22 protein-coding genes are annotated in these 25,633 nt (G+C 72.1%); 12 read left to right on the top strand and 10 right to left on the bottom strand.

Annotated features, from left to right (window positions below; all coding sequences use genetic code 11):
* Nucleotides 1-13 precede the first annotated feature (13 nt).
* Nucleotides 14-205: a hypothetical protein gene (locus tag ACFY1T_RS33825; protein ID WP_384714138.1), complete on the top strand. Its 192-nt coding sequence runs from the start codon at nt 14-16 to the stop codon at nt 203-205.
* A 33-nt stretch (nt 206-238) separates the two neighbouring features.
* Here ACFY1T_RS33825 and ACFY1T_RS33820 read toward each other — a convergent pair whose 3' ends face one another.
* Nucleotides 239-1,084 (bottom strand): SDR family oxidoreductase, encoded by an 846-nt coding sequence (locus ACFY1T_RS33820; RefSeq protein WP_390791585.1) that lies wholly within the window; start codon nt 1,082-1,084, stop codon nt 239-241.
* Nucleotides 1,085-1,266: 182 nt separating this feature from the next.
* A complete protein-coding gene (locus ACFY1T_RS33815; RefSeq protein WP_384714265.1) occupies nt 1,267-1,482 on the bottom strand; it encodes a hypothetical protein in 216 nt (71 codons plus the stop codon).
* Nucleotides 1,483-1,660: 178 nt separating this feature from the next.
* On the opposite strand from ACFY1T_RS33815, the gene ACFY1T_RS33810 reads away from it, so the two are divergent.
* The 3 genes from ACFY1T_RS33810 to ACFY1T_RS33800 all read left to right on the top strand — a co-directional run bounded on the left by ACFY1T_RS33810 (nt 1,661) and on the right by ACFY1T_RS33800 (nt 4,311).
* Complete coding sequence (locus tag ACFY1T_RS33810; protein ID WP_390791584.1) at nt 1,661-3,169, top strand: DUF4246 domain-containing protein; 1,509 nt, start codon at nt 1,661-1,663, stop codon at nt 3,167-3,169.
* A 260-nt stretch (nt 3,170-3,429) separates the two neighbouring features.
* Nucleotides 3,430-3,936 (top strand): CAP domain-containing protein, encoded by a 507-nt coding sequence (locus tag ACFY1T_RS33805; protein ID WP_390791583.1) that lies wholly within the window; start codon nt 3,430-3,432, stop codon nt 3,934-3,936.
* Nucleotides 3,937-4,155: 219 nt separating this feature from the next.
* Nucleotides 4,156-4,311 (top strand): DUF6131 family protein, encoded by a 156-nt coding sequence (locus tag ACFY1T_RS33800; protein WP_390791582.1) that lies wholly within the window; start codon nt 4,156-4,158, stop codon nt 4,309-4,311.
* Nucleotides 4,312-4,419: 108 nt separating this feature from the next.
* Here ACFY1T_RS33800 and ACFY1T_RS33795 read toward each other — a convergent pair whose 3' ends face one another.
* The 3 genes from ACFY1T_RS33795 to ACFY1T_RS33785 all read right to left on the bottom strand — a co-directional run bounded on the left by ACFY1T_RS33795 (nt 4,420) and on the right by ACFY1T_RS33785 (nt 5,689).
* On the bottom strand, nt 4,420-4,872 hold the full coding sequence (locus ACFY1T_RS33795; RefSeq protein ID WP_390791581.1) for a VOC family protein: 453 nt from the start codon (nt 4,870-4,872) through the stop codon (nt 4,420-4,422).
* Between the two features lie 45 nt (nt 4,873-4,917).
* Nucleotides 4,918-5,304: a hypothetical protein gene (locus tag ACFY1T_RS33790; RefSeq protein WP_390791580.1), complete on the bottom strand. Its 387-nt coding sequence runs from the start codon at nt 5,302-5,304 to the stop codon at nt 4,918-4,920.
* Between the two features lie 187 nt (nt 5,305-5,491).
* Entirely contained in the window at nt 5,492-5,689 is a 198-nt protein-coding gene (locus ACFY1T_RS33785) for a CsbD family protein (protein ID WP_030857018.1), read from the bottom strand.
* 382 nt (nt 5,690-6,071) lie between these two features.
* Here ACFY1T_RS33785 and gnd point away from each other — a divergent pair, with 382 nt between their 5' ends.
* Genes gnd through ACFY1T_RS33765 form a run of 4 tightly spaced genes read left to right on the top strand, consistent with a single transcriptional unit; the run spans nt 6,072 to nt 11,775 of the window.
* Nucleotides 6,072-7,115 carry a phosphogluconate dehydrogenase (NAD(+)-dependent, decarboxylating) gene (gnd, locus tag ACFY1T_RS33780; RefSeq protein ID WP_390791579.1) on the top strand — a complete coding sequence of 348 codons (1,044 nt, stop codon included), beginning with the start codon at nt 6,072-6,074 and terminating at the stop codon, nt 7,113-7,115.
* A gap of 11 nt (nt 7,116-7,126) precedes the next feature.
* Entirely contained in the window at nt 7,127-8,623 is a 1,497-nt protein-coding gene (gene zwf / locus ACFY1T_RS33775; RefSeq protein ID WP_390791578.1) for a glucose-6-phosphate dehydrogenase, read from the top strand.
* A gap of 9 nt (nt 8,624-8,632) precedes the next feature.
* Nucleotides 8,633-9,376 carry a beta-phosphoglucomutase family hydrolase gene (locus ACFY1T_RS33770; RefSeq protein WP_390791577.1) on the top strand — a complete coding sequence of 248 codons (744 nt, stop codon included), beginning with the start codon at nt 8,633-8,635 and terminating at the stop codon, nt 9,374-9,376.
* Nucleotides 9,373-11,775, top strand: coding sequence for a glycoside hydrolase family 65 protein (locus tag ACFY1T_RS33765; RefSeq protein ID WP_390791576.1), 2,403 nt, complete (start codon nt 9,373-9,375; stop codon nt 11,773-11,775). The genes ACFY1T_RS33770 and ACFY1T_RS33765 overlap by 4 nt, the downstream gene beginning before the upstream one ends.
* 24 nt (nt 11,776-11,799) lie before the next feature.
* On the opposite strand, the gene ACFY1T_RS33760 is transcribed toward ACFY1T_RS33765, so the two are convergent.
* The gene (locus ACFY1T_RS33760; RefSeq protein WP_390791602.1) at nt 11,800-12,480 is read right to left on the bottom strand and encodes a LuxR C-terminal-related transcriptional regulator; all 681 of its coding nucleotides are present in this window, start codon (nt 12,478-12,480) and stop codon (nt 11,800-11,802) included.
* A gap of 154 nt (nt 12,481-12,634) precedes the next feature.
* Between ACFY1T_RS33760 and ACFY1T_RS33755 the strand changes: the two genes are divergently transcribed.
* The gene (locus ACFY1T_RS33755) at nt 12,635-15,898 is read left to right on the top strand and encodes a bifunctional cytochrome P450/NADPH--P450 reductase (protein WP_390791575.1); all 3,264 of its coding nucleotides are present in this window, start codon (nt 12,635-12,637) and stop codon (nt 15,896-15,898) included.
* Nucleotides 15,899-16,013: 115 nt separating this feature from the next.
* Here the strand turns inward: ACFY1T_RS33755 and ACFY1T_RS33750 are convergent, their stop codons facing one another.
* Nucleotides 16,014-16,949 carry a CopD family protein gene (locus tag ACFY1T_RS33750; RefSeq protein ID WP_390791574.1) on the bottom strand — a complete coding sequence of 312 codons (936 nt, stop codon included), beginning with the start codon at nt 16,947-16,949 and terminating at the stop codon, nt 16,014-16,016.
* Between the two features lie 237 nt (nt 16,950-17,186).
* Here ACFY1T_RS33750 and ACFY1T_RS33745 point away from each other — a divergent pair, with 237 nt between their 5' ends.
* Complete coding sequence (locus tag ACFY1T_RS33745) at nt 17,187-17,819, top strand: NAD(P)-dependent oxidoreductase (protein WP_390791573.1); 633 nt, start codon at nt 17,187-17,189, stop codon at nt 17,817-17,819.
* 66 nt (nt 17,820-17,885) lie between these two features.
* Here ACFY1T_RS33745 and ACFY1T_RS33740 read toward each other — a convergent pair whose 3' ends face one another.
* The gene (locus ACFY1T_RS33740) at nt 17,886-19,754 is read right to left on the bottom strand and encodes an APC family permease (RefSeq protein WP_390791572.1); all 1,869 of its coding nucleotides are present in this window, start codon (nt 19,752-19,754) and stop codon (nt 17,886-17,888) included.
* A 381-nt stretch (nt 19,755-20,135) separates the two neighbouring features.
* On the opposite strand from ACFY1T_RS33740, the gene kdpB reads away from it, so the two are divergent.
* Nucleotides 20,136-22,286 (top strand): potassium-transporting ATPase subunit KdpB, encoded by a 2,151-nt coding sequence (kdpB, locus tag ACFY1T_RS33735; protein ID WP_390791571.1) that lies wholly within the window; start codon nt 20,136-20,138, stop codon nt 22,284-22,286.
* A 22-nt stretch (nt 22,287-22,308) separates the two neighbouring features.
* Here the strand turns inward: kdpB and ACFY1T_RS33730 are convergent, their stop codons facing one another.
* A complete protein-coding gene (locus ACFY1T_RS33730; protein ID WP_390791570.1) occupies nt 22,309-22,887 on the bottom strand; it encodes a TetR/AcrR family transcriptional regulator in 579 nt (192 codons plus the stop codon).
* A gap of 91 nt (nt 22,888-22,978) precedes the next feature.
* On the opposite strand from ACFY1T_RS33730, the gene ACFY1T_RS33725 reads away from it, so the two are divergent.
* Complete coding sequence (locus ACFY1T_RS33725; protein WP_390791569.1) at nt 22,979-23,425, top strand: anthrone oxygenase family protein; 447 nt, start codon at nt 22,979-22,981, stop codon at nt 23,423-23,425.
* Between the two features lie 9 nt (nt 23,426-23,434).
* Here the strand turns inward: ACFY1T_RS33725 and ACFY1T_RS33720 are convergent, their stop codons facing one another.
* Nucleotides 23,435-24,964 (bottom strand): AMP-binding protein, encoded by a 1,530-nt coding sequence (locus ACFY1T_RS33720; RefSeq protein WP_390791568.1) that lies wholly within the window; start codon nt 24,962-24,964, stop codon nt 23,435-23,437.
* Nucleotides 24,965-25,633 lie beyond the last annotated feature (669 nt).

Raw genomic sequence — 25,633 nt, 5'->3', positions numbered from 1 at the left:
GAAAGGCAGGAACATGAACCTCGTTGCCGTGCTCATCCTCGTCGTGGCCCTCGTCCTCGTCGGCCTTCTGATCGTGGCTCCGAGCGCCACCGTCCGGCGCAACCCCTTCCCGGGCCGCCGGGCGCGGGCGGACCATCGCCGCTCGGGCGCTCCCCGGTCGGCCCGGGTCCCCGGTCAGCGGGACGTCTGGCACCACGCGCGCTGACCCCGGGGCGGCCTGCCGCCACACGCCCCGCCGTCAGGCCGACGGCAGGGGCGGGGGCGGGCCCTGGACGAGGATCCGGGCCGCCGCGAACTCCTCGCGGGAGGCCTCCTCGGCCAGGTCGAGGTAGCCGTACGCGTCGTCGCCGACCGGGATCCGCAGCGGTGTCGGGCCCTGCGCCTCGACGATGCCGAGAACCCGCGCGGCGAAGTCCTCGGGGCGTCCCGTCTCGGGGTTTTCCGCGAGACCGCGGGCACCCTCGAGCATCTCGCGGTTGGTGACGTCGTAGACCGGGATCCGGCGCCGTGCCTCCGCCATGGAGCTGCCGTAGCGCGTGGCGAACATGCCCGGTTCCACCACCGTGACCCGGATGTTGTGCGGGGCGGCCTCGATGGCCAGCGCCTGGCTCATTCCCTCCAGGGCGTGCTTCCCGGCGACGTAGGCGCCCAGGCCCGGGAAGGCGATCCGGCCGACCACGGAAGAGATGTTGACCACGTGGCCGTGGCCCTGGGCCCGCATCAGCGGCAGGACGAGCCGCGTGAGCCGCCACGGGCCCACGACCAGGGTCTCCAACTGGTCGCGCAGCTCGGCGTCCGACACCTCCTCCACGGCGCCGAACAGTCCGATGCCCGCGTTGTTGACGAGGACGTCGATGCCGCCGAGCCGGTCGGCGGCTCTGCGGACGGCTTCCTCGCAGGAGGCGGCGTCCCGCAGTTCGAGCGGGATCGGGACGATACGGCCGGGCCAGGCGGCGGCGAGGCCCTCCAGGTCCGAGGTCTTGCGGGCGGTGACCGCCAGTTCGTCCCCGGCCCGTGCCGCGGCCGAGGCCAGCGCGTGTCCGAGGCCGGAGGAGCATCCCGTGAGCAGCCAGCGTCGTCCCATCGTTACCCCCGTGACGAGCGAGTGTTCCGGACTGTGGTGGTGACGGTCATGGTCGTGGGGCGGCGGCCCGCGGTCATCCCTTCCCGCGGGGGCGTGCGGAGGCGCGGGGGCGCACGTACGGGCGCGTGCGGCGCGGGCCGCCCGGGCCGTGGCGGGAGCCCGGCGGCCCGGCGCGCGACCGGTCAGACGGATTCGGTCGCGAAGAGCTCCAGGTGGGCGCAGTGCGGGCAGCGGTACGCCTCGATGCGCCGCCGGGGCCTGCCGAGCCGTTTGGCACCGCCGAACAGGCCGCGTTCCAGCGGCCCGGCGATCCAGCGCGCGTAGCCCCGCGCACCCTCCCCGGCGTCCTCGACGAAACCCGGTTCCAGGCCGACACCACCGCAGTACGTACATCTCATCGTTTCCACGCGGAGAGTGTAGGAAGCGGCCACCCCTCCCCGCGCCCCGGTGCCGCGGTGGGGAGGGACCGGCGCAGGCCCGATGCCCTCAACCGTCGGCGCCGGGACCACGGCCGCGGTGTCAGACCGCTGAAGTATCCTTCCGGCCACCGCACACCGACTCGAAGGAACAAGAGAATTGTCCGGCCTGCCCGCTTTCCCGTTGCCCTTTCACGCATCCCGTTCCATATCCTTCGCGACACCGCGGACGCTGCGGGAACTTCAGATGATGCAGTGCAGCTCGCACATTCGGGCGAAGCCGGGCTGGTTCGACAAGATGAAGGACGCCGACGTCGTCGCCAGGTGGACGGGGGAAGCGGTCGCCCAGGGCCTCACCGAAGCACAGGTTCGTTATGTGCTTGCCGAACTCGCGCATTACGCCGCGCTGCGGGACGGACGAACCGGCATCGAGGTCTCCGGCGTCGACGGCGTGTGGCAGTCGGACACGCTGGTCGACGAAGAGCTCAGGTCCCGGCTGAGCGAGGCGGTTCAGGTTCTGGAACGGGTCCCCGAGGTGGAACGGGACTGGCACCCGGGCTCCGGCGGCCAGGTATTGGATCTGGTTCACCCCTCGCTGTTCTGCCTGGTGAGAGAGGTGAGCGGCGCGCCCGAGCGGGCTTGGCGGAATCCGACGGACCGCTATTCGAAGTACGAGTTCTCGGAGAAGTTCCAGTGGCTGCCCACGGACGTCGACGTCAGCGACGAGGGCGATGTCGCCTTCCGTTCGTACGTCAACAACGTCCGCCCCGACATTCACGGCGAACTCGCCTCCGTCCTGCCGGACGTGTTCGCGCGCATGCTCCCACTGCTGGAGAACGTGCTCACCGATCTGCGCCATCCGCGGCCCTTGCGCATCGAGCCCGATCCCTACGGGTGGTACGACTCGGAACCGGAATATCCGAGCAAGTCCGCCTACGGCGATGACGGGGCCTACGCGGAGGCCGTCAGTGCGTGGGAACTGGCCCAGGACGACTGGTGGGAGAACCGCCGCCCGGTCGTCCCGGACGCCCCGGCCTTCACGCCGCCCGAGCTGCCCGACGCATCAGCCCGAGTCGACCTGCGCGGCCGCCGCCTGCAGGTCATCGTGAAGCTCGCCACCATCCACCTCACCCCGGACAAGCCCGAGTACGCCGGCGGTTCCTGGCACGTCGAGGGGATGATGAACGAGCGGATCGTCTCGACCGGCATCTACTACTGGGACAGCGAGAACGTCACCGAAAGCCGGCTGAACTTTCGGGCCGCGCTCGACGACCCGAACTACGAGCAGAACGACGACAACGGCATGCGCGAGGTCTACGGATTGGAGGACGAGGACGCGCTGAACCAGGTTCTGGGCTCGACATCGACCCCTGCGGGCCGCTGTCTGGCGTTCCCCAACATCCTGCAACACCGCGTCAGCCCGTTCCGCCTCACGGACTCCACCCGCCCGGGACACCGCAAGATTCTCGCGTTCTTCCTGGTCGACCCGTCGGAGACGATCGTCTCGACATCCGATGTTCCGCCACAGCAACCATGGTCCGACACCTCGACCATGACTCTCGAACAGGCCAAGGCCTACCGCGAACAGCTCATGCAGGAACGCAAGTTCTTCGTAGCGGAACACAACGAGCAGCTGTACGAACGGGAATTCTCGCTCTGCGAGCACTGAGACCCGGCCTTCGGCCCGCCGGAGCCGATCGTCCGCCTTCGCCCGGCGCCCGTCCCGCAGCCCCGGTCGCCACCCCCGTCACCTGGACATACGCTGGCCGTACGGGGAGGCGGCCACGGGCCGCCCTCACAAGAACACCGCGTTGCCGATGGCCCAGTCACCATCGCGCTCGCCGGCTGTGCTGCCCCCTTTCATGACCGTTGACAGTCGTGAACCGCGCCGGCACTCTCCGCTACTTTCCCTGCGACCAGGGAGTCGCAATGACAAGACTTTCCCGTACACGCCGTCGCGCCGTGGCCATTGCGGCAACGCTGATGGCCGGAGGAATGGTGTTGGGGGCGGGCGCAACGGCGTCCGCCGCCGTCTCGTCCGGCCTTCCCTCCGAGGTCAGCCCGGCGGATCAGGCGGCCCTGCTGAGCGACACCAATGCGATACGCCAGACGGAAGGCGCGTCCCCCATAGCCTGGGACGCGGCTCTGGCCTCAGGCGCTCAGTCACGGGCCGACAACCCCGCGTCCCACGCCAGTGGGCTCGCGCACGACAACGGCTTCAACAACGGCGCCGAGAACATGTCGAGCGCCGGGCCGTCCCAGGCCGTATCGCAGTGGGGCGGGGAGAAGGCCGCCTATGACGCGGCCGGGCCGGACTGGGACACGAACAGCCCCGGCTACAGGAACTGGGGCCACTACTGGAACATGGTCCAGAAGAACTACACGAAGATGGGGTGCGGCGCCGCAGCCGGCGTGACCGTCTGCCGCTACGCCTGACGGGACTGCCGCCGTACGTACGCAGAGCTCCCGGATCGACACGCACCGCTTACGGCGTCACGCGGCACTGCCATGACCCGGAAGGGCCCGGATCCTCGAGGATCCGGGCCCTTCCGCCTGATGTGCACCACTTCATTCTGGTTGCCTCGAAGAGGCGTGAAGCGGCTCAGAAGTGGTAGACGCAGGGGGTCCGCGCGTTGGTGGGACAAGGAGGTTCTCATGATTGTCCTCGGCGTTATTCTGCTGATCCTCGGCTTCGTCTTCGGGATATCGATCCTGTGGACGATCGGCCTGATCCTCCTCCTGGTGGGTCTGGTTCTGTGGGTGCTCGGCAGCGTGGGGCACGCGGTCGGAGGCCGAAAGCACTATTGGTGACGGTGAGGGCAGCGAGCCGTACGCGTCCCAGCGACGGTCGCCCGCACGGTCGGAGGCGTTCTCCTGCCTGCCGGAGATCAGTGTCATGATCCACGAATCGTCAACCGCTCAGGCCCGCCGGTGCTGCACCGGCGGGCCTGAGTGCGAGCCGTCCGGGGCGAGGTCCTCGCCGACCGCGGAGAGCACGAAGGCGTGGCCGGCCGGGTCGGCGTACCGGCGCCAGGTGGTACGGCTGGCCGGCAAGCCCCCGTCGTCCTCCGCGTCCACCGGGCGGGCCCCGAGGGCCACGGCCTCGCGCTCGGCCTCGTCGAGGTGTTCCGCCCCGACCAGGATGTGTACGTGGGCCTGTTGGGACCCCTCCGGGAGCGGCCAGCTCGGCGGGACGTGGTCCGGGTCGTGGCGGACCCCGAGCACCACGCCGGTGCGGCCGGTGACCAGGAGGAGTTCCCCGTCACCCGGGGCCGGTCCCGTGGCGGCACCGAGCAGCTCGGCGTAGAACCGCGCCAGCGGCTCGGGTTCGGCGGCGTCCAGGACGAGAACGGTTGTCTTGGGTACGGTCATGCATCCCGTTTGCCCTGTGTCGCCGCCCGTACACGGCACGTGCGCTCAGGAGGAACGGGAGCGGACACGCAGCCCGATCTCCCTTTCCTGGTCACCCGATACGGCTCCCATGTCCTCGACGTCGAAGTGTCCGTCGAGCGCGGCCTGCACGCGTTCCACCGCTCGGGGGCTGCCCTGGAGGGTGACCCTGGCAGCGCCCTTCAGCCGAGCGGGGGCCGCCCGGCCCTCTGCCTGGTCCGCCGGCTTCGCCGCGTCGAGGGTCGCGCTCCACACGGTCGCGGCCTGTCCGCCCCGCACTGCGCCGCCGGCCCCGGCGTCCGCGGGGAAGGAACGCTCGAGCAGGTCGAGGAGGGCGCGCGCGTCCTCCTCGGAGCAGTCGCCGACCGCCACCACGACTTCGGCCACCGGGTTGTTCTCGTTCTGACTGTCCATCGCGGACCTCTCTCTCCTGCGGTGCGACTCGGTGCGGAACCTGGAACCGGGAAGCCGCGCCGACTGCCTCGACAGCGCGGCGAGGCGAGGCGCACAGCGGGATGCGGCCCCGCGACGCCGAGGCGCCGGGGGCCGCATCCTGTCACCCACGAGCCCTGAGAGGACTCACCGACTCACCGGGGCGGCGTCAGGTCCTGTCGCGCTTGTCGCGCAGGGAGTCCATCGCTCCACGAGCGCGTTGCTCGGTCTCGCTCAGGGCTTCCTTCGCCTTGCCCTTGGCCTGGTCCGTCTTGCCCTCGGCCTTCATCCGGTCGTTGCCGGTGACCTTGCCGACGGCCTCCTTGGCCTTGCCCTTGGCCTGGTCCATCTTTCCCTTGTCAGCCATCACGAACTCCTTTGGTGTGGGGATCCCAACGGGGCCCAAACTAGATGAAACCGGACGATTGCGCGCAGTGAGGCCGCCAGTCGTCCGGCGGGTTTCTGCCTTCGTCGCAGCCCACCTCCGACAGCCGTCTGCCCCGTCCTCCCCGTGGCATGCGCGGGGATCCGGGGCCCCCTCATGCGACCCGCCCGTGGCTGCGGCCCACCCCGCCGTCGGTCGACCGACAGGGCCGAGTGGCGGAGTTCCGGGTGCCGGGGTCGGGGTGGGCGGGCACAGTGGGCGCGGAGGGGGAAGGCGGCGCGGCGGTGCCGCGCACGCGGGACGGCGCGTACTGCGTGACGCGGTCTCGCGGCCAGGCCAGGTACGGGAGAACGGGAGCACGGCGATGACATCGGACGCACCCATGCAGCTCGGCATGGTCGGACTCGGCCGGATGGGTGCCAACCTGGTGCGCCGGCTCATGCAGGACGGCCATCGGTGCGTCGTCAACGACGTCAGTGCCGATGCCGTACGGACGCTGGAAGGGGAGGGCGCGACGCCGGCCTTCTCGCTGGAGGAGCTCGTCGAGCGACTGGAACGGCCCCGCGCCGTGTGGCTGATGGTGCCGGCGGGCGTGGTCCAGGAGACCCTGGACCGGCTGGTCGGGCTCCTGGAGCCCGACGACACGGTCATCGACGGCGGGAACTCCTACTACCGGGACGACATCACCCGGGCCCGGGCCCTCGCCGATCGCGGCATCCACTACGTCGACTGCGGCACCTCGGGCGGCGTGTGGGGCCTGGAACGCGGCTACTGCCTCATGATCGGCGGCGAGCGGGGTCCCGTGGAACGGCTCGGCCCCCTCTTCCGCACCATCGCGCCCGGCACCGGCAGCGCCGAGCCCACCCCCAGCCGGACCCGGACCGACGGCACCGCCCCGCACGGGTACCTCCACTGCGGACCCAGCGGCGCCGGCCACTTCGTCAAGATGGTCCACAACGGCGTGGAGTACGGGATGATGGCCGCCATCGCCGAGGGCCTCGCCGTCATCAGGCACGCCGACGCCGGCCTGCGCACGCGTACCGCCGACGCCGAGACCGCTCCCCTGTCCGATCCCGAGGCCTACCAGTACGAGATCGACGTGGCCGAGGTCGCCGAGGTGTGGCGACGCGGGTCCGTCGTCGGCTCGTGGCTGGTCGACCTCACCGCCGACGCCCTGGCCCGCTCCCCCCGGCTCGACGACTTCTCGGGCCGCGTGTCCGACTCCGGCGAAGGGCGCTGGACCGTGCTGGCGGCGATCGAGGAGAGCGTGCCCGCCCCGGTGATCAGCGCCTCCCTCTACGAACGCTACGAGTCCCGGGGGCTGGGCGAGTTCACCGCCAAGGTGCTGTCCGCCATGCGCAGTGAGTTCGGCGGCCACGCCGAGAAGCGCCCCGGCGCTGACGCGTGAAGGGGCCCGCCGTGGACAGGGACTCCGACGCTTCCCAGACCCGGTCCCAGTCCCAGTCCCAGCCCCGGCCGCGCCCGGCGGACCACGTCGTCGTGCTCTTCGGCGCGACGGGCGACCTCGCCAGGCGCAAGCTGCTGCCGGGCCTCTTCCACCTCGCCAAGGCGGGGCTCCTGCCGCGGCGCTACCGCATCGTCGGTTCGGCCCCGGCGGCCGAGGCCCTGAGCGACGAGCAGTTCCGCGCCCACGCGCGCCAGGCCGTGGCGGAGTTCGGCCGCTCGCGGCCCGAGGGACCGCAATGGCAGGAGTTCGAGGCCGCCCTGTCCTTCGGCGCTGCCGACACGGGCGCGACCGAGCCGCTGGTGACGGCTGTGCGCGAGGCCGAGCAGGCCGTCGGCGGCACGCCGAGGCGGTTGTTCCACCTCGCCGTCCCGCCCGTGGCGTTCACCTCCGTCGTCGAGCTGCTCGGAGCCACGGGGCTGGCCCGGGACGCGCGTGTCATCGTCGAGAAGCCCTTCGGGACGGACCTCGCGTCCGCCCGCGCGCTCAACGCGGCCATCCACGCCGTCTTCGACGAGTCCCGCGTGTTCCGCATCGACCACTTCCTCGGCAAGGAGGCGGTGGACAACATCCTCGCGCTGCGCTTCGCCAACGGTCTCTTCGAGCCGCTCTGGAACCGCGAGCACATCAGCCACGTGCAGATCGACGTGCCCGAGCAGATCGACATCCAGGGCCGCGCCCATTTCTTCGAGGGCACCGGAACCTTCCGCGACATGGTCGTGACGCACCTGTTCCAGCTGCTCGGATTCGTGGCGATGGAGCCGCCGGTCGCACTCGAAGCGCAGTCGCTCCGGGACGAGCAGGTCAAGGTCTTCCGCAGCATGCGGCCCCTGGACCCCGCCCACGTCGTGCGCGGCCAGTACAGCGGCTACCGTGCCGAGCAGGGGGTCGATCCGGCCTCGGACACCGAGACCTTCGTCGCGCTGCGCGTCGACATCGACAACTGGCGCTGGGCCGGCGTGCCCTTCCACCTGCGCTCGGGCAAGGCGCTGGCCGAGGGCCGGCACGTGGTCACCCTCGGCCTGCGCGAGCCCGTGCTGGGCATGTTCCCCGTGGACGCCCGGGAGGCGGCGGACGGCCGCGCCAACGAGCTCGTCATCGACTTCGCCGACCCCGGCTCCATCACCGCCCGCTTCCTCGCCAAGGAGCCCGGCCCCACCATGCAGCTCGCGGAAGCCGACATGGTCTTCGGCTACGAGACCTCCTTCACCACCGACAACGCGCTGGAGGCGTACGAGCACCTCATCCTGCAGGCCATGCTCGGCGACCAGTCCCTCTTCACCCGGTCCGACGGCATCGAACGCCTGTGGGAGGTCTCCGCGCCGCTGCTGGACGCGCCTCCACCCGTCGTCCCGTACGACCCCGGATCCTGGGGGCCCGGGGCCATCACCTCCCTCGTCGCCCCCTACCGGTGGCACCTGCCCGAACGACACCGGCCCGCCGGTCGGTGAGGGGGACGCATGCTGGGACTTCCCGATCACATCAGCGCCTGCCTGTTCGACCTCGACGGCGTACTCACGCGCACCGCGAAGGTCCACGCCGCCGCCTGGAAGGCGATGTTCGACGACTACCTGCGCCGGCGGGCCGAGCACGACGGTTCGGCCTTCGTGCCGTTCGACGCCGTGCACGACTACGACGAGTACGTGGACGGCCGCCCCCGCGAGGACGGCGTACGCACCTTCCTCGCCTCCCGCGGCATCACGCTTCCCGAGGGCACCGGGAGTGACGCCCCCGACCAGGAGACGGTGCACGGCCTCGGCACCCGCAAGAACGACCTGGTGCTCCGCGCCATCCGTGAGCAGGGGGTCGAGTCCTACGAGGGCTCCGTGGCCTTCGTGCGCGCCGCACGCGACGCGGGCCTGCGCCGCGCCGTCGTCTCCTCCAGTGCCAACTGCCGCGACGTGCTGGTCGCGGCCGGCATCGAGGACCTCTTCGAAGACCGTGTCGACGGCATCACCATCGTCGAGCAGGGACTGCGCGGCAAGCCCTCCCCCGACAGCTACCTGGCGGCCGCCCGCCTCTTCGGCACCGACCCTCGCGATGCCGCGGTGTTCGAGGACGCACTGGCCGGAGTGGCCGCGGGCAAGGCGGGCGGCTTCGGTTTCGTCGTCGGCGTCGACCGCACCGGTCAGGCGGCCGAACTGCGAGCGCACGGCGCCGATGTCGTCGTCAGCGACCTCTCCGAGCTGCTGGACCCCCGATGATCACTCACGAGAACTTCGCGGCCGAGCCCTGGCAGCTGCGGGAGACGGCCCTCGACCTCGACGTCCTCGCGCAGAGCGAATCGGTCTTCGCCCTGTCCAACGGCCATCTCGGCTGGCGCGGCAACCTCGACGAGGGCGAGCCCCACGGCCTGCCGGGCTCCTACCTCAACAGTGTCTACGCGAGCCGCCCCCTGCCCTACGCCGAGGCCGGGTACGGGTATCCGGAGTCGGGGCAGACGACCGTCAACGTCACCGACGGCAAAGTCATCCGGCTGCTCGTCGACGACCACCCCTTCGACCTGCGGTACGGCGAACTCCTCTCCCACGAAAGGGTCCTGGACTTCCGCACCGGCGTCCTGAGCCGGTCGGCGGAGTGGACCACGCCCTCCGGGCGCACGGTGCGCCTGACCTCGCACCGCTTGGTCTCCCTCGCGCAGCGGGCCGTCGCGGCGATCTCGTACAGCGTCGAGACCGTAGACGGTCCGGCCACCATCGCCGTGCAGTCCGAGCTCGTGGCCAACGAGCAGCTGCCCACCGCCTCCGGCGACCCGCGCATGGCCGCCGCCGTCGAATCCCCGCTGCTCCCCGAGGAGCACTACGCGCACGACACCCGGCTGCGCCTCGTCCACTGCACGGCCACGAGCGGGCAGCGCGTCGCGGTGGCGGCCGACCACATCGTGCGGGGCCCCGCGGGCACCGCGTGGGCCGCCGAGAGCGAGCCGGACGTCGCCCGCCTGACCGTGACCGCCACCCTCGAACCGGGAGAGCGGCTCGAGCTCGTCAAGTTCGTGGCCTACGGCTGGTCCGCGGAGCGCTCCCTGCCCGCCGTGCGCGACCAGGTGGAGGGCGGGCTGGCCGGGGCCCGCACCACGGGGTGGCAGGGGCTGCTCGACGCACAGCGGGCCTGCCTGGACGAGTTCTGGTCCTCGGCCGACGTCGAGGTGGAGGGCGACGAAGAGGTCCAGCAGGCCGTCCGGTTCGGCCTCTTCCACCTCTACCAGGCCTCCGCGCGCGGCGAGCGGCGCCCCATCCCGGCCAAGGGGCTCACGGGAACCGGCTACGACGGGCACGCCTTCTGGGACACCGAGTCCTTCGTCCTGCCCGTCCTCACCCACACCGCGCCGTACGCCGTCGCCTCCGCGCTCGCCTGGCGGCATTCCACGCTCCCCAGCGCGCTGGAGCGGGCCCGGCAACTCGGGCTGGACGGCGCGGCCTTCCCCTGGCGCACGATCAACGGCGCCGAGTGCTCGGCCTACTGGCCGGCCGGAACCGTCGCCTTCCACGTCAACGCCGACATCGCGGCGGCGGTCGAGCGGTACGTGTTCGCCGCCGGAGACCGGGAGTTCTACCGCGGTCCCGGACTCGACCTGCTGGTGCACACCGCGCGGCTCTGGCGCTCGCTCGGCCACTTCGACGCCGACGGCGTCTTCCACATCGACGGGGTCACCGGCCCCGACGAGTACAGCGCCATCGCGCGCGACAACCTCTACACCAACGCGATGGCCCGGCGGAACCTCCTCGCCGCCGCGGACGCCGTGGCGCGCCATCCGGACCGGGCACCGGACCTCGGCGTCGACGCCGAGGAGATCGCGGACTGGCGCAACACCGCCGCGCGGACGGCCATCCCCTACAACCGGCGGCTCCAGGTGCACGAGCAGTCGGACGGCTTCACCGACCAGGAGCCCTGGGACTTCGACGGCACCTCAGAGGACCGGTACCCGCTGCTGCTGCACTTCCCGTACTTCGACCTGTACCGCAAGCAGGTCGTCAAGCAGGCGGATCTGGTCCTGGCCATGTTCACGTGCCCGGAAGAGTTCACCGCCGAGGAGAAGGTCCGCAACTTCGCCTACTACGAGCAGCTGACGGTCAGGGACTCCTCCCTCTCCGCCTGCTGCCAGGCCGTGCTCGCCGCCGAGACCGGCCACCTGCGCCTCGCCTGGGCCTATACCCGCGAGGCGGCGCTGATGGACCTGGACGACCTCGAGCACAACACTCGGGACGGCCTCCACATGGCCTCGCTCGCCGGCACCTGGATCGGCCTGGTCCAGGGCCTCGGCGGGCTGCGCCTCACCCGTCCCGCCCCGGAAGGACCCCCGCAGGACCGGCCGTCCGGGATCCCGCGGGCCGAGGAGCCGCCGGCCCCCCTGCGCTTCGCGCCGCGCCTGCCGTCCTCGTTGACCCGGCTGGCCTTCAACGTCCGTTTCCAGGAGCGGCTGGTCCGCGTCGACATGGGCCAGTCGACGGCCCGCTACACGCTCCTGTCCGGAGATCCCCTCACGGTGATGCATCACGACACCCCGGTCGCGCTCACCGGGGACACACCGGCGGAGCTGCCCGTCCCGCCCGCACCCGAGTCCCCCGAACCCCGCCAGCCCAAGGGCCGCGCACCCGGCACCTGAGGTACGGGCCCCGCGGTCGCCGCCTCAGGGCCGCTCCGGACCGGGCGCCGCCGCACGCGGGGGCCACGCCGCGGGGTCCAGCAGGCCGAGGACGTAGGCGCGGGCTACCAGAGCGGGGCGGTTGGGTACGCCGAGGCGTCGGCAGAGCCGGGTCACGTGGTAGTTGACCCCGTCGACGGTGAGGCCCACCTCGCGGGCGATGGCCGATCCCGACGCCCCGGCGGCGACGAGCGGCAGGATGCGCGCTTCCCGGGGGCTGAGGCCCTCGGCCGGGTCTTCCGGAGGCAGTCCGAGGCGGCCTCCGCCCGTGTCCCCGGCCGGCTCCTCGGTCAGCGAGACCAGCAGGCGGGGGATGTCGTCCTGCGGGTCGGAGACCGGTTCGACGGTGACCCGGCCGTGCCGGGCCGTCCCCCGGACCTGCCAGCTCACTTCGACCGGATAGCGGGACCTGCGGCGCGAGCGCAGGGCCTCGTCCAGTCGGTGCAGCTGCCGGTCGTTGGTCGGCGTGAGGATGTCGAGGAGCCGGCGGCCTTCCAGCTTTCCCGGTTGGAGCTGCCACGCGGCGGCGAACGCGGGGTTCGCGCCGAGGATCAGGCCGTACGCGTCACTGATCGCCAGCGCCACGGGCGCCCGGTCGAACAGGCTGACGAAACGCGACCGCCAGGCCGTCGCGGCCTCGCCCAGCGCATGTCCTGACGGCTCCATCACGCGCTCTCCTCTGCCACGGCCTACGGCCTCCGATCAAGGCCCGGAACGGAAAACACCCCTACAAGAATAGGTAGTCGCCGCACTCCATCGCCCCGGCGGCCGCGTCACCGTGGACACACCACGGCTGACGTGACCAGAAGAGGCAGACGCCATGAATGAATCGCACACCACCGGCACCGGACCCCTCCACGACGGCGCCGCGCACCCGCCGGTCGTCGACGTGAGCGACTCGGGGATGACGAGCACCCCGCTGCAGACGGCCATGGGGCACGCCCGCCGGCTCGGTCCGGTCTTCGTCCAGCGCTTCCACGACCGGGAGACCGTGTTCGTGAGCTCCGCGGCGCTGGTGGAGGAACTCTCCGACGAGCAGCGCTTCGCCAAGGGCATCGGACCGGCGCTGGAGAACGTGCGCGAGGTCGCCGCCGACGGGCTGTTCACCGCGTACAACGACGAGCCCAACTGGGCGAAGGCGCACGACATCCTGCTCCCGGCCTTCGCCCTCACCTCGATGCGGACCTACCACCCGCACATGCTGAGGGTGGCCAAGCGGCTCATCGGCTCCTGGGACGCGCGGTTCGCCCCGGGCTCCGAGGTGTCGGCCCCGGTGGAGGTCGCCGAGGACATGACCCGGATGACGCTGGACACCATCGGCCTGTCGGGCTTCGGCTACGACTTCGCCTCCTTCGAGCGTGAGCAGGCGCACCCGTTCGTCCGGGCACTCGTCCGGGCCCTCGCCCACAGCCAGGCCAAGCTCGGCCGGGTGCCCGGCGCGGACCACACCGCCGAGGACGAGGCGTTCGCCGCGGACGCCGCCTACCTGGCCCGGGTCGTCGACGAGGTGATCGAGCAGCGCAAGGCCTCGGGGGACACCTCGACCGACGATCTGCTGGGCCTGATGCTGGGCTCCCCGCATCCCCGGTCCGGCGAGGTCCTCGACGGGGAGAACATCAGGAACCAGGTGATCACCTTCCTGATCGCGGGTCACGAGACCACTTCGGGCGCCCTCTCGTTCGCGCTGTACCACCTCATGAAGAACCCGGCGGTGCTGCACCTGGCCCAGGCCGAGACCGACGCGCTGTGGGGCGACGACCCCGACCCCGAGCCCTCCTTCGAGGACGTCGGCAGGCTGCGCTACGTACGCCAGGTCCTGAACGAGACGCTGCGGCTGTGGCCCACCGCCGCAGCGTTCGCGCGCGAGGCGCGCGCCGACACCGTGATCGGCGGCCGTTACCCGGTCGCGGCGGGGCAGCGGATGCTGGTGCTGACCCCGATGCTGCACCGCGATCCGGTGTGGGGCGACAACGTCGAGGACTTCGACCCGGACCGGTTCGCCGCCGAGGCGGAGGCGGCCCGTTCCCCGCACGCGTACAAGCCGTTCGGGACCGGGGAACGCGCCTGCATCGGACGGCAGTTCGCCCTCCACGAGGCGACGATGCTGCTGGGCATGCTGGTGCACCGCTACCGCTTCCTCGACCAGGGGCGGTACGAGCTGCGCATCAAGGAGACGCTCACGCTCAAGCCCGACGGGTTCACGCTGTCCCTGGCCCGGCGCACCCCGGCCGACCGATCCCGCAACCGCGCGGCCCTCGGGGCGGTCCTCCCGGCCGGCCACGGGGAGGACACCGGGGCGCCGGCGACGGGCGCCTCCCCCACCCGGGCCGTTCCCGGTACGCCGCTGACGCTGCTGCACGGATCCAACTTCGGCACCTGCCGCACCTACGCGGAGGAACTGGCCGAAACGGCGGCGGAACTGGGCTTCGAGGCGCGTGTCGCGCCACTCGACGACCACCGTGACGGCGGGCTGCCGACGGACGGGCCCGTGGTCGTCGTCGCCGCGTCGTACAACGGACGGCCCACCGACGACGCGGCCGGATTCGTCTCCTGGCTGACCCAGGCGGGGCCCGGGGCCGCGGAAGGCGTGCACTACGCCGTACTGGGCGTCGGGGACCGCAACTGGGCCGCCACCTACCAGCAGGTACCCGCGCTCGTCGACGGCCGCCTCGCCTCGGCGGGTGCGGTGCGGCTGATGGACCGTGCCGAGGCCGACGCCTCCGGGGACCTCGCGGGAGCGGTACGCGGCTTCACCGCGGCCCTGCGCCGGACACTGCTGGAGCGCTACGGCGACCCGGCGTCCGTGGCGGCCCCCTCCGGGGCGCCGGAATCCACCGGCCCGGCCTACGACGTCGTCGAGCTCACGGGCGGGCCGCTCGACGCACTGGCCCGGCGCCACGACCTCCGGCCGATGACGGTGACACAGACCGGAGATCTCGCCGACCTCGCCCACCCGGCGGGCAGGTCGAAGCGCTTCCTGCGCGTCAGGCTTCCCGAAGGGGTCGGCTACCGCACCGCCGACCACCTCGCCGTCCTCCCGGCCAACGACCCCGCCGAGGTGGAGCGGGCGGCCCGGGTCCTGGGCGCCGACCCGGGCTCGGTGCTGGACATCCGGGCCCACCGCCCCGGCCGGACCACCCTGCCGCTCGACCGGCCCCTCACCGTCCGCGAGCTGCTCACCCGGCACGTCGAGCTCCAGGCCCCGGTGACGGCCGAGCGGGCGGCGGTCCTCGCGGCGCACAACCCCTGCCCGCCGGAGAAGGCCGCGCTGGAACGGATCGCGGCGCAGGCCGCGGGAGCCGGCGGAGCCCGCCCGGGCTCCCTCGTGGACCTCGTCGAGGCGCACCCCGCGCTGCGGGGCCGGCTGCCGTGGCCCGTACTGCTGGAACTGCTGGAGCCGATGCGGCCCCGCCACTACTCCATCTCCTCGTCCCCGTCGGCAGGTCCGGAGCAGGCAGACCTGATGATCTCGCTGCTGGAAGCCCCCCACCGCTCCGGCCGGGACGGCGTCTTCCGCGGGGTGGGCTCCTCGTACCTGCACCGGGTGCGTCCCGGCGACACGGTCCTCGCGCGGGTGCAGCCGTGCCGGGAGGCCTTCCGCGTTCCGCACGACGAGCGGACCCCGGTCATCATGATCGGCGCGGGGACCGGTCTGGCGCCCTTCCGGGGGGCCATCGCCGACCGTCGCGCGCTGCGTGCCTCGGGAGCCGAACTGGCGCCCGCACTGTGCTACTTCGGCTGCGACCACCCCGACGTGGACTACCTCCACCGGGCGGAACTGGAGGACGCCGAGCGCCATGGCGCCGTGTCCATGCGCCCCGCCTTCTCGCTGGCGCCCGAAGGCGGGGTCCGCTTCGTACAGCACCGGATCGAGGCGGAGGGTGAGGAGGTCTGGCGGCTGACGGAGGCGGGCGCCCGCATCCACGTCTGCGGGGACGGCTCGCGCATGGCCCCGGGCGTCCGCGAAGCCTTCCGGCGGCTGTACGTCCGGTACAGCGGGAAGGACGGGGCGGCGGCCTCGGACTGGCTCCGGGGACTGGTGGCCGACGGCCGGTACGTCGAGGACGTCTACGTGGGGGGCTGACCGGCCGGGGCTCCGTATCCGGCCGGTGCGTGGATTGCGTCATCGATCGGCCGGATACGGGGACGGCCCCGATCCGTTCCGCCGTTCACGTGTGGCGGCGGACCGCCGACGGGGCTCAGGCCGTGGTGGGGGTCGCGCGCCGGGCGAGGGCGTCCGAGGTCTTGACGGTGATGTAGAGGGACGCCGCCAGGGTGACGACGAGCAGCGCGCCCACCGCGAAGATGCTGCCGGTGGAGACGGCGGGCGGACTGCCCGCCTCGGATCGGGCGGAGCCGCTCAGGAAGGGAACCACTCCCAGTACCGCGATCCCGAGCGCGACCTCGCCCCAGACGACCTTGGGGAAGTGCCGCAGGGTCAGGTGCAGGAGCGAGGAAGCGTCGTCGTCCCGGCGGGCCTTGAGGATGCGGGGCATCAGCCAGAACTGGTTGACGGCGCCGGCCGCCACCATGCCGAGCACGAGAAGGATCTTGACGAGCACGAAGAGTCCGTAAGTCGTCGTCCACAGCTGGCCGATCCAGACGACGCCGCTGACGAAGTGGACCTGGTCGAAGACGAGGTCCAGCACTTTGTCCGCGTTCTTGGGCGCGGTGGCCGGCACCGCCGCGATGAGCGTCACGGCGAGGGCGGCCGGCAGGGCCGTCAGCGCGATCGCGTTCAGGTGCCGCCGCGCACGCGGGAGGAACAGTGCGATCAGGACGGCGGAGGCGAGCAGCAGCACGGTGTTCTGGACGAGGTGGATCGTGCCCTGGGCGATCCAGGCGTCCTTCCCCGCCGGGGCCCGGAGGAAGGCCCAGATCCGCGCCGGCGAGAGCGCGTCGCCGAACGGCATGCCCTTTCCGGCCCGGGCCAGCCGGGCCGCGAGCTGGAAGTATCCGGCGACGAGCAGGACCACCCCGGCCCAGGCCAGGCAACTCGCCGCTCTGTGTCTGGTGACCTCCACGTCGTCGCCGTGGCTCGTGGCCTCGCGCACGGCGGGACGTACCGAGGCCGCGTACGTGACCGTCGAGCCGATGGCCCCGGACAGCCCGATGAAGTATCCGGCCTTGGACATGGTTGAACCTTTGCCGGTCTTCTCACCGCGTCCCCGGGATTCGCGAAGGCGGCCCGGGATCGGGGCGAGCCGTTGCCGGTCCCCCGCGCCGGCCCGCGCGAGGATGGGTGGCGAACCGGACGGGTGGCGAACTGCCGGTCGGCGGCCGCCCCCGCTGTCCGCGCGGATCACCGCCGCCCGGGCAGGGTGGCTGCCGGCCGTCCGGCGACGTGCCCGCACACGGAATGAGGCCTGATCGTGCAGCTCACCCTCCTCGGCGCCACCGGCCCCATCGGCGGGCAGGTACTGCGGCAGGCCCTCGCAGCCGGACACCGGGTCACCGCACTGGTCCGTGACCCGGCCCGGCTGCCGCAGCGCGACGACGAGCGCGTCGGCGTCGTCATCGGCGACGCCGCGTCGGCCGCGGACGTCGAAGAGGCGGCTCGGGGCGGTCAAGCCCTCATCTGCGCCCTCGGACCGGGCAAGGACTTCAAGTCCACCCTCGCCACCCGCACGGCCGGTCCCGTGCTGGAAGCGATGGCCGCCGCCGGCGTGGAGCGTGTGGTCTGGCTCTCGGCTCTCGGCTCGGGCGACACCTCCCGGCGCCAGTCCCACTTCCAGGCCGTGGCATCGAAGCTGGTGATAGGCGGACTCATGGCCGACAAGGGCATCGCCGACGAGACCATCGCCCGCAGCGACCGCGACTGGACCATCGCCCTGCCCGTCATGTTCGGCAACGGCCCGAGCACGGGCACCTACCGGACGATCCCGCTGGACGGCACCAGGGGACGCACCGGCGGGAGAATCGACCGCGGCGACGTCGCGGACTTCCTGCTCTCCGCGGCCACCGGCCACCTGTGGTCCCGCCGGCGCGTCATCCTCACACGCTGAGCCGCCGCTCGCGCGGTGCGCCGCCCGTACGGCGCCCGCCGCCACCGAGGAGCAGGCGGCGGCCCGTCACCGCGTCGCGTCGGTGATGCGGAAGCGCAGTCGGCAGATCACCGCGTCGGTGTCGCGGCGCACCGCGTGCGCGACGACGGATCCGCGCTGGTTCTGCAGCAGCCGCTGCCACAGGTGCGCGGGCTCCGTCTCCGGGATCAGTACGGTGACCTGCGCGTCGGCGTGGACGGCGGCGAGCTCGCGCACGTACTGCGAGACGGGCCGGCCGAGGGCCCGGGTCGGCGACGCGACCTCGACGAGCTCGACTCCCGGGTCCCACAACTCCCAGTCGCGGCGCAGGGCCTCGGCGTTCCCCCGGTCCTCGGGCGCGGGGTGGGTGACGGTGAGGGCGAGCACCTCGTCCCCCATCGAGCGGGCGGCCGTCAGCGCCTGCCGGGTCAGCTTCGAGAGCCCGGAGACGGGTACGACGACCAGCGAGCGGGACCGCGTCGGGGGCTGCGGGATCCGGCCGAGCTCCAGGCGCTCCCCGATCTGCGCGTACGTCCGCCGGATCTTCTCGAAGCCGAGGACCAGCAGCGGGAGGGCGAGGACGATGACCCAGGCGCCCTCGGTGAACTTGGTGGCGGTCACGACGACCGCCGCGACACCGGTGAGGACCGCGCCGAAGGCGCTGAGAACCGCCTTGTCGCCCCAGCCTCCGGGGCGTTCGGTGTACCAGTGGCGGACCATCCCGACCTGGCAGATGGTGAAGCCGACGAACACGCCGATCGCGAAGAGCGGTACGAGGGTGTTGGTGTCGCCGCCGGAGAAGACCAGCAGCGCGGCGGAGACCGCGGCCAGCGCGAGCACTCCGTGGCGGTGGACCTGACGGTCGGCCTTCAAGGCGAACAGGTGCGGCAGGTGGTTGTCGCGGGCCAGCAGGCTCATCAGTACGGGCAGTCCGCCGAAGGAGGTGTTGGCGGCGAGTGCGAGCAGCACCATCGTGGCGAACTGGACCACGTAGAAGGCGATGCCGTGCCCGAAGGAGGCGTCCGCGAGCTGGGCGAGGACGGTCACGCCCTCGACGGGCTGGAGGTGGAAGCGGCCGATGAGGATCGACAGGCCGATCAGCATCACGCCGAGCAGGGCCCCGAGCGCGACCTCGGTGCGCTGGGCTCGGCGGGCGGCCGGGGCGCGGAAGGACGGTACGGCGTTGGCGACGGCCTCGACGCCCGTCAGGGCGGAGCAGCCCGCCGCGAACGCCTTCAGCAGCAGGAGCGCGCCGACCGTGGTCGCGCCCTCGCCGAGGGCCGGGGCGTGCCCGGCGGCGGATGCGGCGCTGACCGGCCCGTCCCGGAACAGCCCGACGGTGATCATGGCGAGGATCGAGCCGACGAACAGGGCGGTCGGCAGCAGGAAGGCCTTGGCCGAGTCGACGACCCCGCGCAGATTGACGGCGGTGACCAGGAGGAGGACGCCGAGGCACATCCAGACCCGCTGCCCGTACAGCCCCGGGAAGGCGGAGGTCAGCGCGGCGACACCGGCCGTGACCGACACGGCGACGTTCAGCACGTAGTCCAGGATCAGCGAGGCCGCGGCCACCAGGCCGGTACGCCGGCCGAGGTGCCGCTTGGCGACGGCGTACGAGCCGCCGCCGTCCGGGAACGCGGCGATGACCTGCCGGTACGAGGCCACGAGCACCGCCAGCAGCGCGGCGATGGCGAGCGTGACGGGGAGGGTGAAACCCATCCCGTACGCGCCGGCGGCCGCGAGCACGAGCACGATCGATTCCGGCCCGTACGCCACGGACGCCATCGCATCGAGGGAGAGTGCCGACAGCCCCTGGAGGGCCGTGAGCCGGTGACGGGCGTCGGCCCCCTTGCCGGGAGGCTCCTCCGTGCCGGGGACCGCGGCTGCCGTGTCCCGTTTGCCTAGCTGAATGGCCATGTTGCCGGTCCCTCCGATTGAGCGCGGACGAGGGACAGCGTGGGGGCGCAAACGCGGCGTGACCAGCCTTCTTGGCGCACTCCATACGCGGGCGCGCCCACTCTTCACGCACTCCTGACGGCCCGCCCGGCCCTGGTGTTCCGTTCGGTGGCGATCGTCGCCGCGCTTCACCCGCGGCGTGCGTTGACGCGTCGTTGACGGTCCCTTGACGGCTCTCCGTACACGGCCGTCAAGGGACCGCCAATTCCCGCGGGTGCCACGGGAATCGCTCGGAGCGGGCGGTAAGTTCCTGCCCGCTCCGCCACCGGGGAGCCGCTCCCCCTCGGGCCGCGACAGACACGGCCAGGGGCGCTCCGCCGATTCCCACCAGAAGGCCACTCCATGTCCTCCGCTGCCGCGCAGCACACGCCCCCGGGTCTCGGGACCCCGTCTCGGCCCCCTGCGAGCCGGCCGCCCCGCAGGCGTCCGGGCCCCGCGAACATGCTGGAGCCCGAGCAGCTCGCGGCCTCGGCCCGCGAGGCGGTGCGCAAGCTCCACCCGCGTGAACTCGTCCGCAAACCGGTGCTGTTCGTCGTCGCCGTCGGCTCCGCGCTCACCACGCTCTCGGCGCTCCTGCATCCGTCGGTCTTCACCTGGGTCATCAGCGTCTGGCTCTGGCTGACCCTGCTCTTCGCGAACCTCGCCGAAGCCGTGGCCGAAGGCCGGGGCCGTGCCCAGGCCGCGTCGCTGCGCAAGGCCCGTACGGACACGGTGGCGCTGCGGCTGCGGCACTGGACGTACGGAACGAACCTCCGCCACGCACCCACCGAGGCCGTCTCCCCGGCCGAACTCCAGCCGTTCGACTTCGTGCTGGTCGAGGCGGGCGAGACGGTCCCGGCCGACGGGGACGTCGTGGACGGCGCCGCCATGATCGACGAGTCCGCCGTCACCGGCGAATCGGCTCCCGTGCTGCGGGAGTCGGGCGGAGACCGCACCGGGGTCACGGGCGGTACGACCGTCCTGTCCGACTCCATCGTCGTACGGGTCACCTCCCGCCCCGGTCACAGCTTCATCGACCGCATGATCGCGCTGGTCGAGGGCGCCAGCCGGCAGAAGACCCCGAACGAGATCGCGCTGAACATCCTGCTCGCCGCCATGACGGTGATCTTCGTCCTGGTCGTGGTCACCGTCCAGCCGATGGCCGCGCACGCGCACGCCGCCCAGTCCACGGCCGTACTGGTCGCCCTCCTCGTCACGCTCATCCCCACCACCATCGGCGCCCTGCTCTCGGCCATCGGCATCGCCGGCATGGACCGGCTCGTCCAGCGCAACGTCCTGGCGATGAGCGGCCGGGCCGTGGAAGCGGCCGGCGACGTGAACACCCTGCTCCTCGACAAGACCGGCACCATCACCACCGGAAACCGCGAAGCCGGGCGCTTCCTCCCGCTGCCCGGCATCGACCACGGCAAGCTCGCCGACGCCGCCCAGCTGTCCTCCCTCGCCGACGACACCCCCGAGGGCCGCTCCGTCGTCGCCCTCGCCGAGCGGTACGGCCTGACGGCGCCCGCGGAGCACGAGCTGAGCAACCCGCGCTTCGTCCACTTCAGCGCCAGGACCCGGATGAGCGGCATCAACCTGAGCTGGGACAACGGCACCGGCTGCGCCATCCGCAAGGGCGCCGTACAGGAGGTCAGCGCCTGGGTGGCCATGCGGGGCGGGCACGTACCGCCCGAGGCCGCCGACCGGTCCGCGCAGGTGTCCCGCTCGGGGGGCACGCCCCTGCTCGTCGCCGTCCACGACTGGGAGGGCCCGCGGGTCCTGGGAATCATCCACCTCAAGGACGTCGTCAAGGACGGCATCCGGGAACGGTTCGCCGAGCTGCGCGGCATGGGCATCCGTACGGTCATGGTGACCGGGGACAACCCGCTGACCGCGGCCGCGATCGCCGCCGAGGCCGGTGTCGACGAGTACCTCGCCGAGGCCGCTCCCGAGGACAAACTCGCGCTGATCAAACGGGAGCAGGCGGGCGGAAGGCTCGTCGCGATGACGGGCGACGGCACGAACGACGCGCCGGCGCTGGCACAGGCGGACGTCGGCGTGGCGATGAACACGGGTACCTCGGCCGCCAAAGAGGCCGGGAACATGGTGGACCTCGACTCCAACCCCACCAAGCTCATCGAGATCGTGCGGATCGGCAAACAGCTGCTCATCACGCGCGGCGCCCTGACCACGTTCTCCATCACCAACGACGTCGCGAAGTACTTCGCGATCATCCCGGCCATGTTCACGTCCGCGTACCCGGGGCTCGGCGCGCTCAACGTCATGGGGCTGCACAGCCCCACCTCGGCCATCACCTCGGCGATCATCTTCAACGCCCTGATCATCGTGGCCCTGATCCCGCTCGCGCTGCGCGGTGTCCGCTACACCCCGGCCGGCGCCCACGACCTGCTGCGCCGCAACCTGGCCGTGTACGGACTCGGCGGCCTCGTCCTGCCCTTCGTCGGCATCAAGCTCATCGACCTCGTGGTCTCCGCCGTCCCCGGCCTCGGATAGTCCCGGCACATCGGACGGCGCCTCAGATCACGGCGAGCCGGTCCACCAGCAGCTCCACTCTCCGGTCGGCGTCGCCCCGCGGCAGCCGTCCCGCGCGGGTCAGGGTCGCCAGGCCGTGCAGGGACGCCCAGAACACTTCGGTGAACAGGCCCGGCCGGACTCCGTCACCGGCGACCTCCCCGAGGTTCTCCAGCAGGGCTGCGAAGGCGTCCTTGAGGGGCTCCGGGGTGTCCTCGTCCGCGAACGCCAGGCCGCCGTCGAGCTGGAACATGGCGTCGTAGACGGCCGGGTTGCGTTCGGCGTAGTCGAGGTACGTGCGGGCGAGGGTGGTGACCCGGGCGCGCGGGCCGTCCGCGGCGGAGGCCGCGGCTCTCAGCGCCGCGGCCATCTCGGCGGCGCCCTCGAGAGCGACGGCGCCGATGATCTCGCGCTTGCCGCGGAAGTGGCTGTAGAGGACGGGCTGGCTGTACTCGATGCGCTCGGCGAGCCGGCGGGTGGTGACCGCGTCCCAGCCCTGCTGCTCCGCCAGTTCGCGGGCCGTCGCCAAGATGAGGCGCTCGCGGCCCGCCCGCTCGCGCTCCTTGCGTTCCTGTACCGACATGATTCGATCCTAGCACCGCTAGACAATCGAGCGACAGCAGTACTAGCGTCGCATCAACAGCTAGCACCGCTAGATCCCTGAAGGAGCCACCATGCTCAACACACTCGAGGTCTTCACCACCGTGGTCGTCGGCGTGATGGTGGGGGTGGAATTCTCCGTCGCGTTCTTCGTCAACCCGATCCTGGCCGGCCTCCCGGGCGACAACGGCCTGCGCGGCCGCACCCACGGAGCCCGGCTGCTCGGCGCCGTGATGCCGTTCTGGTACATCGGCTCGCTCGCCCTCGCCGCGGCCTGGGCCGTCGCCGGCCGGGACCACGACGGGGCCGTCCTCGTCGTCACCGCCGCCGCGCTGCTGGTCCTCAGCGTGGTGATGTCGATCCTGCTGCTCGTCCCGATCAACAACCGGGTCAAGACCTGGACCGCCGACGGCCTGCCCGCCGACTGGAAGCAGCAGATGAACCGCTGGGACCGCTTCCACTACGTCCGCGTCGCCGTCATCGTCGCCGCCTTCGCCCTGCTGGTCACCGCCCTCGCCTGAGCCTCTCCGTCAGCCGGCGAGGGCCCGGCCGCGGAGGAGCTTCTTGTCCGGCTTGCCCGCGTCGGTCAGGGGCAGCGCGTCGACGAAGTCGATGCTCACGGGCTCGTACATGGCGCCCTTCCGTTCCCGGACCGTGGCGCGCAGCTCCTCCTCGCCGACGTCCCCGCCCGGCACGCGGACGACGACCGCGTGGACCCGCTCCGCCAGGTTGGCGTCGGGGACGCCGAACACCGCGCTCTGCAGGACCTGCGGATGGGAGTTCAGGACGTCTTCCAGTTCCACCGTGTACACATGACCCCCCACCACCACGATCATGTCCTTCAGCCGGTCCACGATCGTGACGTAGCCCGCCGCGTCGACGAACCCGATGTCGCCGGTGTGCAGCCAGCCGTCCCGCAGGACCTCGGCGGTGAGCTCGGGCTGCTTCCAGTACCCCTTCATCACGTGCGGGGACCGTACGCATATCTCGCCGCGCTCGCCGGCGGGCAGGTTCCGTCCGTCGGCGTCACGGACGGCCACCTCGACGCCCTCGATGATCTTTCCGGCGGTGCGCAGCAGCTCCGGGCGCCGCGGATCGTGGTCTTCGGGCGGGAGCACGCTGATCCCGCCGGCTTCGTTCTGGCCGTAGAACTGGCTCAGCACGGGGCCGAAGCGCCGGACCGCCGCCGCGAGGCGCGTCGGGGAGGAGGCGCAGCCTCCGTAGGTGAGCGAGCGCAGGCCGGAGGTGTCGGTGCGGTCGACCTCGGGGTGGTCCATCAACTGGTAGAGGAGCGGCGGCAGCAGGAACACGTGGGAGATGCGCTCGCGCTCGAGGGCGGCGAGCACGGCACCCGCCTCGAACCCGTCCAGCAGGACGACGGTGCCGCCGCAGTGCAGCGTAGTGTCCGCCATGAGGCCCGCCGCGTGCGCGAGGGTGGTGCACACCAGGGTCCTGACCGGTCCGCCCCCGGCCCAGTCCGATCCGACCGACACTCGCTGCCCGAAGGTCGTGCAGATGGCCTTGGGATGGCCGGTGGTCCCACCGGTGTGACGGATGGTGCAGATGTCCTGCGCGAGCGCCGAACCGGGGAACGCCTCGGTGGACTCCTCGGCGGCGAGCCTCACCAGGTCCGGGCCCGCGCCGGCGCCTGCCCCGAGGACCAGCACCCGCGCCGACGGCACCCGCCGGGACAGCTCGGCGCCGCGCTCGCGGTGGGCCGGGTCGACGATCAGCGCCCGGGTCTCGACGTCCCGGAGGATGTCGGCGTGCACGTCGGCCGAGAGGCCGGCGTAGAGGTGGTTCACGGCGCAGCCGAGCAGCCCGGCGGCGTAGCGGGCGGCGATCGTCTCGGGAAGGTTGCCGGCGAGGAGGGTGACCGTTTGACCGCGCCGCACCCCCTGGGAGCGCAGCGCGCGGGCCATGCCGTAGACGAGGCCGCGCAGTTCACCCGCGCTCACGCGTCGACCCCGGTACACCAGGGCCTCGCGGCCGGGTTCGCCTGCCAGGGCGTCGAGAATCTCTTCCACATGGCCGCGGAAGCGTTCGGTGGTGCCGTCCATGCCGATCCCCATTGGTTGACTTGAGCAACTAGCGGGAGGCTAACGGTCGATGATCCACAAACCCAAAGCCGGACGCCGAAATCCGGCCAATGCCCACGTCCCTCCCCAAACATCACCGCCCTCCGGACCCCCGCACCCGCGCTGCCGGCCTCCGACGCAAATGAGGCGACCGGACGGCGGAGTTGCCGGACGATGACTCGACGACGCGTGCGACCCGTACCTCGACGGCACGGTCCGGGAAATCGCCCGGTGGGCGCTGACCCGGATCGGCGACCCCCGCGGCCTCCCCGGGCTGATCGAGCAGCTCCGTGCGCAGGAGGAGGAGCAGGGCCGCGGCTACGCCGTCGGTGACCCGCGCCGCCCGGACACCAAGGACGTGCTGATCCCGCCGCGCGCGCACGCGGCCACCCTGCTGCCCGCGATACGGGAGACGATCCGGCACTGCGGCGCCCGAGGCGGTGCGACCCGCAGTTTCCTCCCGGTAATGGAAGCCTGGGGCGAGGACGCGCTGTCCGCCCTGCCCGATCTCGTCCCGCTGCCGGCGGACACCTGGACTTCGGTCGACGTGATGAGGGTGCTGCGGGCGATGGGACCGGCCGCCGCCCCGGCCGTACCCGCGGTGCTCACCAGCCGGGTGCTGGACCACCCTGGCAATCACCAATTCGTCGC

Source organism: Streptomyces sp. NPDC001194 (genome assembly GCF_042896985.1).
Classification (GTDB): domain Bacteria; phylum Actinomycetota; class Actinomycetes; order Streptomycetales; family Streptomycetaceae; genus Streptomyces.
This window is presented reverse-complemented; position numbering and strand designations above follow the sequence as displayed.

Bases quoted from the DNA above. Each gene is read 5' to 3' on its own strand.
- ACFY1T_RS33825 (WP_384714138.1), top strand. From the start codon at position 14: ATGAACCTCGTTGCCGTGCTCATCCTCGTCGTGGCCCTCGTCCTCGTC.
- ACFY1T_RS33820 (WP_390791585.1), bottom strand. From the start codon at position 1,084: ATGGGACGACGCTGGCTGCTCACGGGATGCTCCTCCGGCCTCGGACAC.
- ACFY1T_RS33815 (WP_384714265.1), bottom strand. From the start codon at position 1,482: ATGAGATGTACGTACTGCGGTGGTGTCGGCCTGGAACCGGGTTTCGTC.
- ACFY1T_RS33805 (WP_390791583.1), top strand. From the start codon at position 3,430: ATGACAAGACTTTCCCGTACACGCCGTCGCGCCGTGGCCATTGCGGCA.
- ACFY1T_RS33800 (WP_390791582.1), top strand. From the start codon at position 4,156: ATGATTGTCCTCGGCGTTATTCTGCTGATCCTCGGCTTCGTCTTCGGG.
- ACFY1T_RS33795 (WP_390791581.1), bottom strand. From the start codon at position 4,872: ATGACCGTACCCAAGACAACCGTTCTCGTCCTGGACGCCGCCGAACCC.
- ACFY1T_RS33790 (WP_390791580.1), bottom strand. From the start codon at position 5,304: ATGGACAGTCAGAACGAGAACAACCCGGTGGCCGAAGTCGTGGTGGCG.
- ACFY1T_RS33785 (WP_030857018.1), bottom strand. From the start codon at position 5,689: ATGGCTGACAAGGGAAAGATGGACCAGGCCAAGGGCAAGGCCAAGGAG.
- gnd (WP_390791579.1), top strand. From the start codon at position 6,072: ATGACATCGGACGCACCCATGCAGCTCGGCATGGTCGGACTCGGCCGG.
- ACFY1T_RS33770 (WP_390791577.1), top strand. From the start codon at position 8,633: ATGCTGGGACTTCCCGATCACATCAGCGCCTGCCTGTTCGACCTCGAC.
- ACFY1T_RS33765 (WP_390791576.1), top strand. From the start codon at position 9,373: ATGATCACTCACGAGAACTTCGCGGCCGAGCCCTGGCAGCTGCGGGAG.
- ACFY1T_RS33760 (WP_390791602.1), bottom strand. From the start codon at position 12,480: ATGGAGCCGTCAGGACATGCGCTGGGCGAGGCCGCGACGGCCTGGCGG.
- ACFY1T_RS33755 (WP_390791575.1), top strand. From the start codon at position 12,635: ATGAATGAATCGCACACCACCGGCACCGGACCCCTCCACGACGGCGCC.
- ACFY1T_RS33750 (WP_390791574.1), bottom strand. From the start codon at position 16,949: ATGTCCAAGGCCGGATACTTCATCGGGCTGTCCGGGGCCATCGGCTCG.
- ACFY1T_RS33740 (WP_390791572.1), bottom strand. From the start codon at position 19,754: ATGGCCATTCAGCTAGGCAAACGGGACACGGCAGCCGCGGTCCCCGGC.
- kdpB (WP_390791571.1), top strand. From the start codon at position 20,136: ATGTCCTCCGCTGCCGCGCAGCACACGCCCCCGGGTCTCGGGACCCCG.
- ACFY1T_RS33730 (WP_390791570.1), bottom strand. From the start codon at position 22,887: ATGTCGGTACAGGAACGCAAGGAGCGCGAGCGGGCGGGCCGCGAGCGC.
- ACFY1T_RS33725 (WP_390791569.1), top strand. From the start codon at position 22,979: ATGCTCAACACACTCGAGGTCTTCACCACCGTGGTCGTCGGCGTGATG.
- ACFY1T_RS33720 (WP_390791568.1), bottom strand. From the start codon at position 24,964: ATGGACGGCACCACCGAACGCTTCCGCGGCCATGTGGAAGAGATTCTC.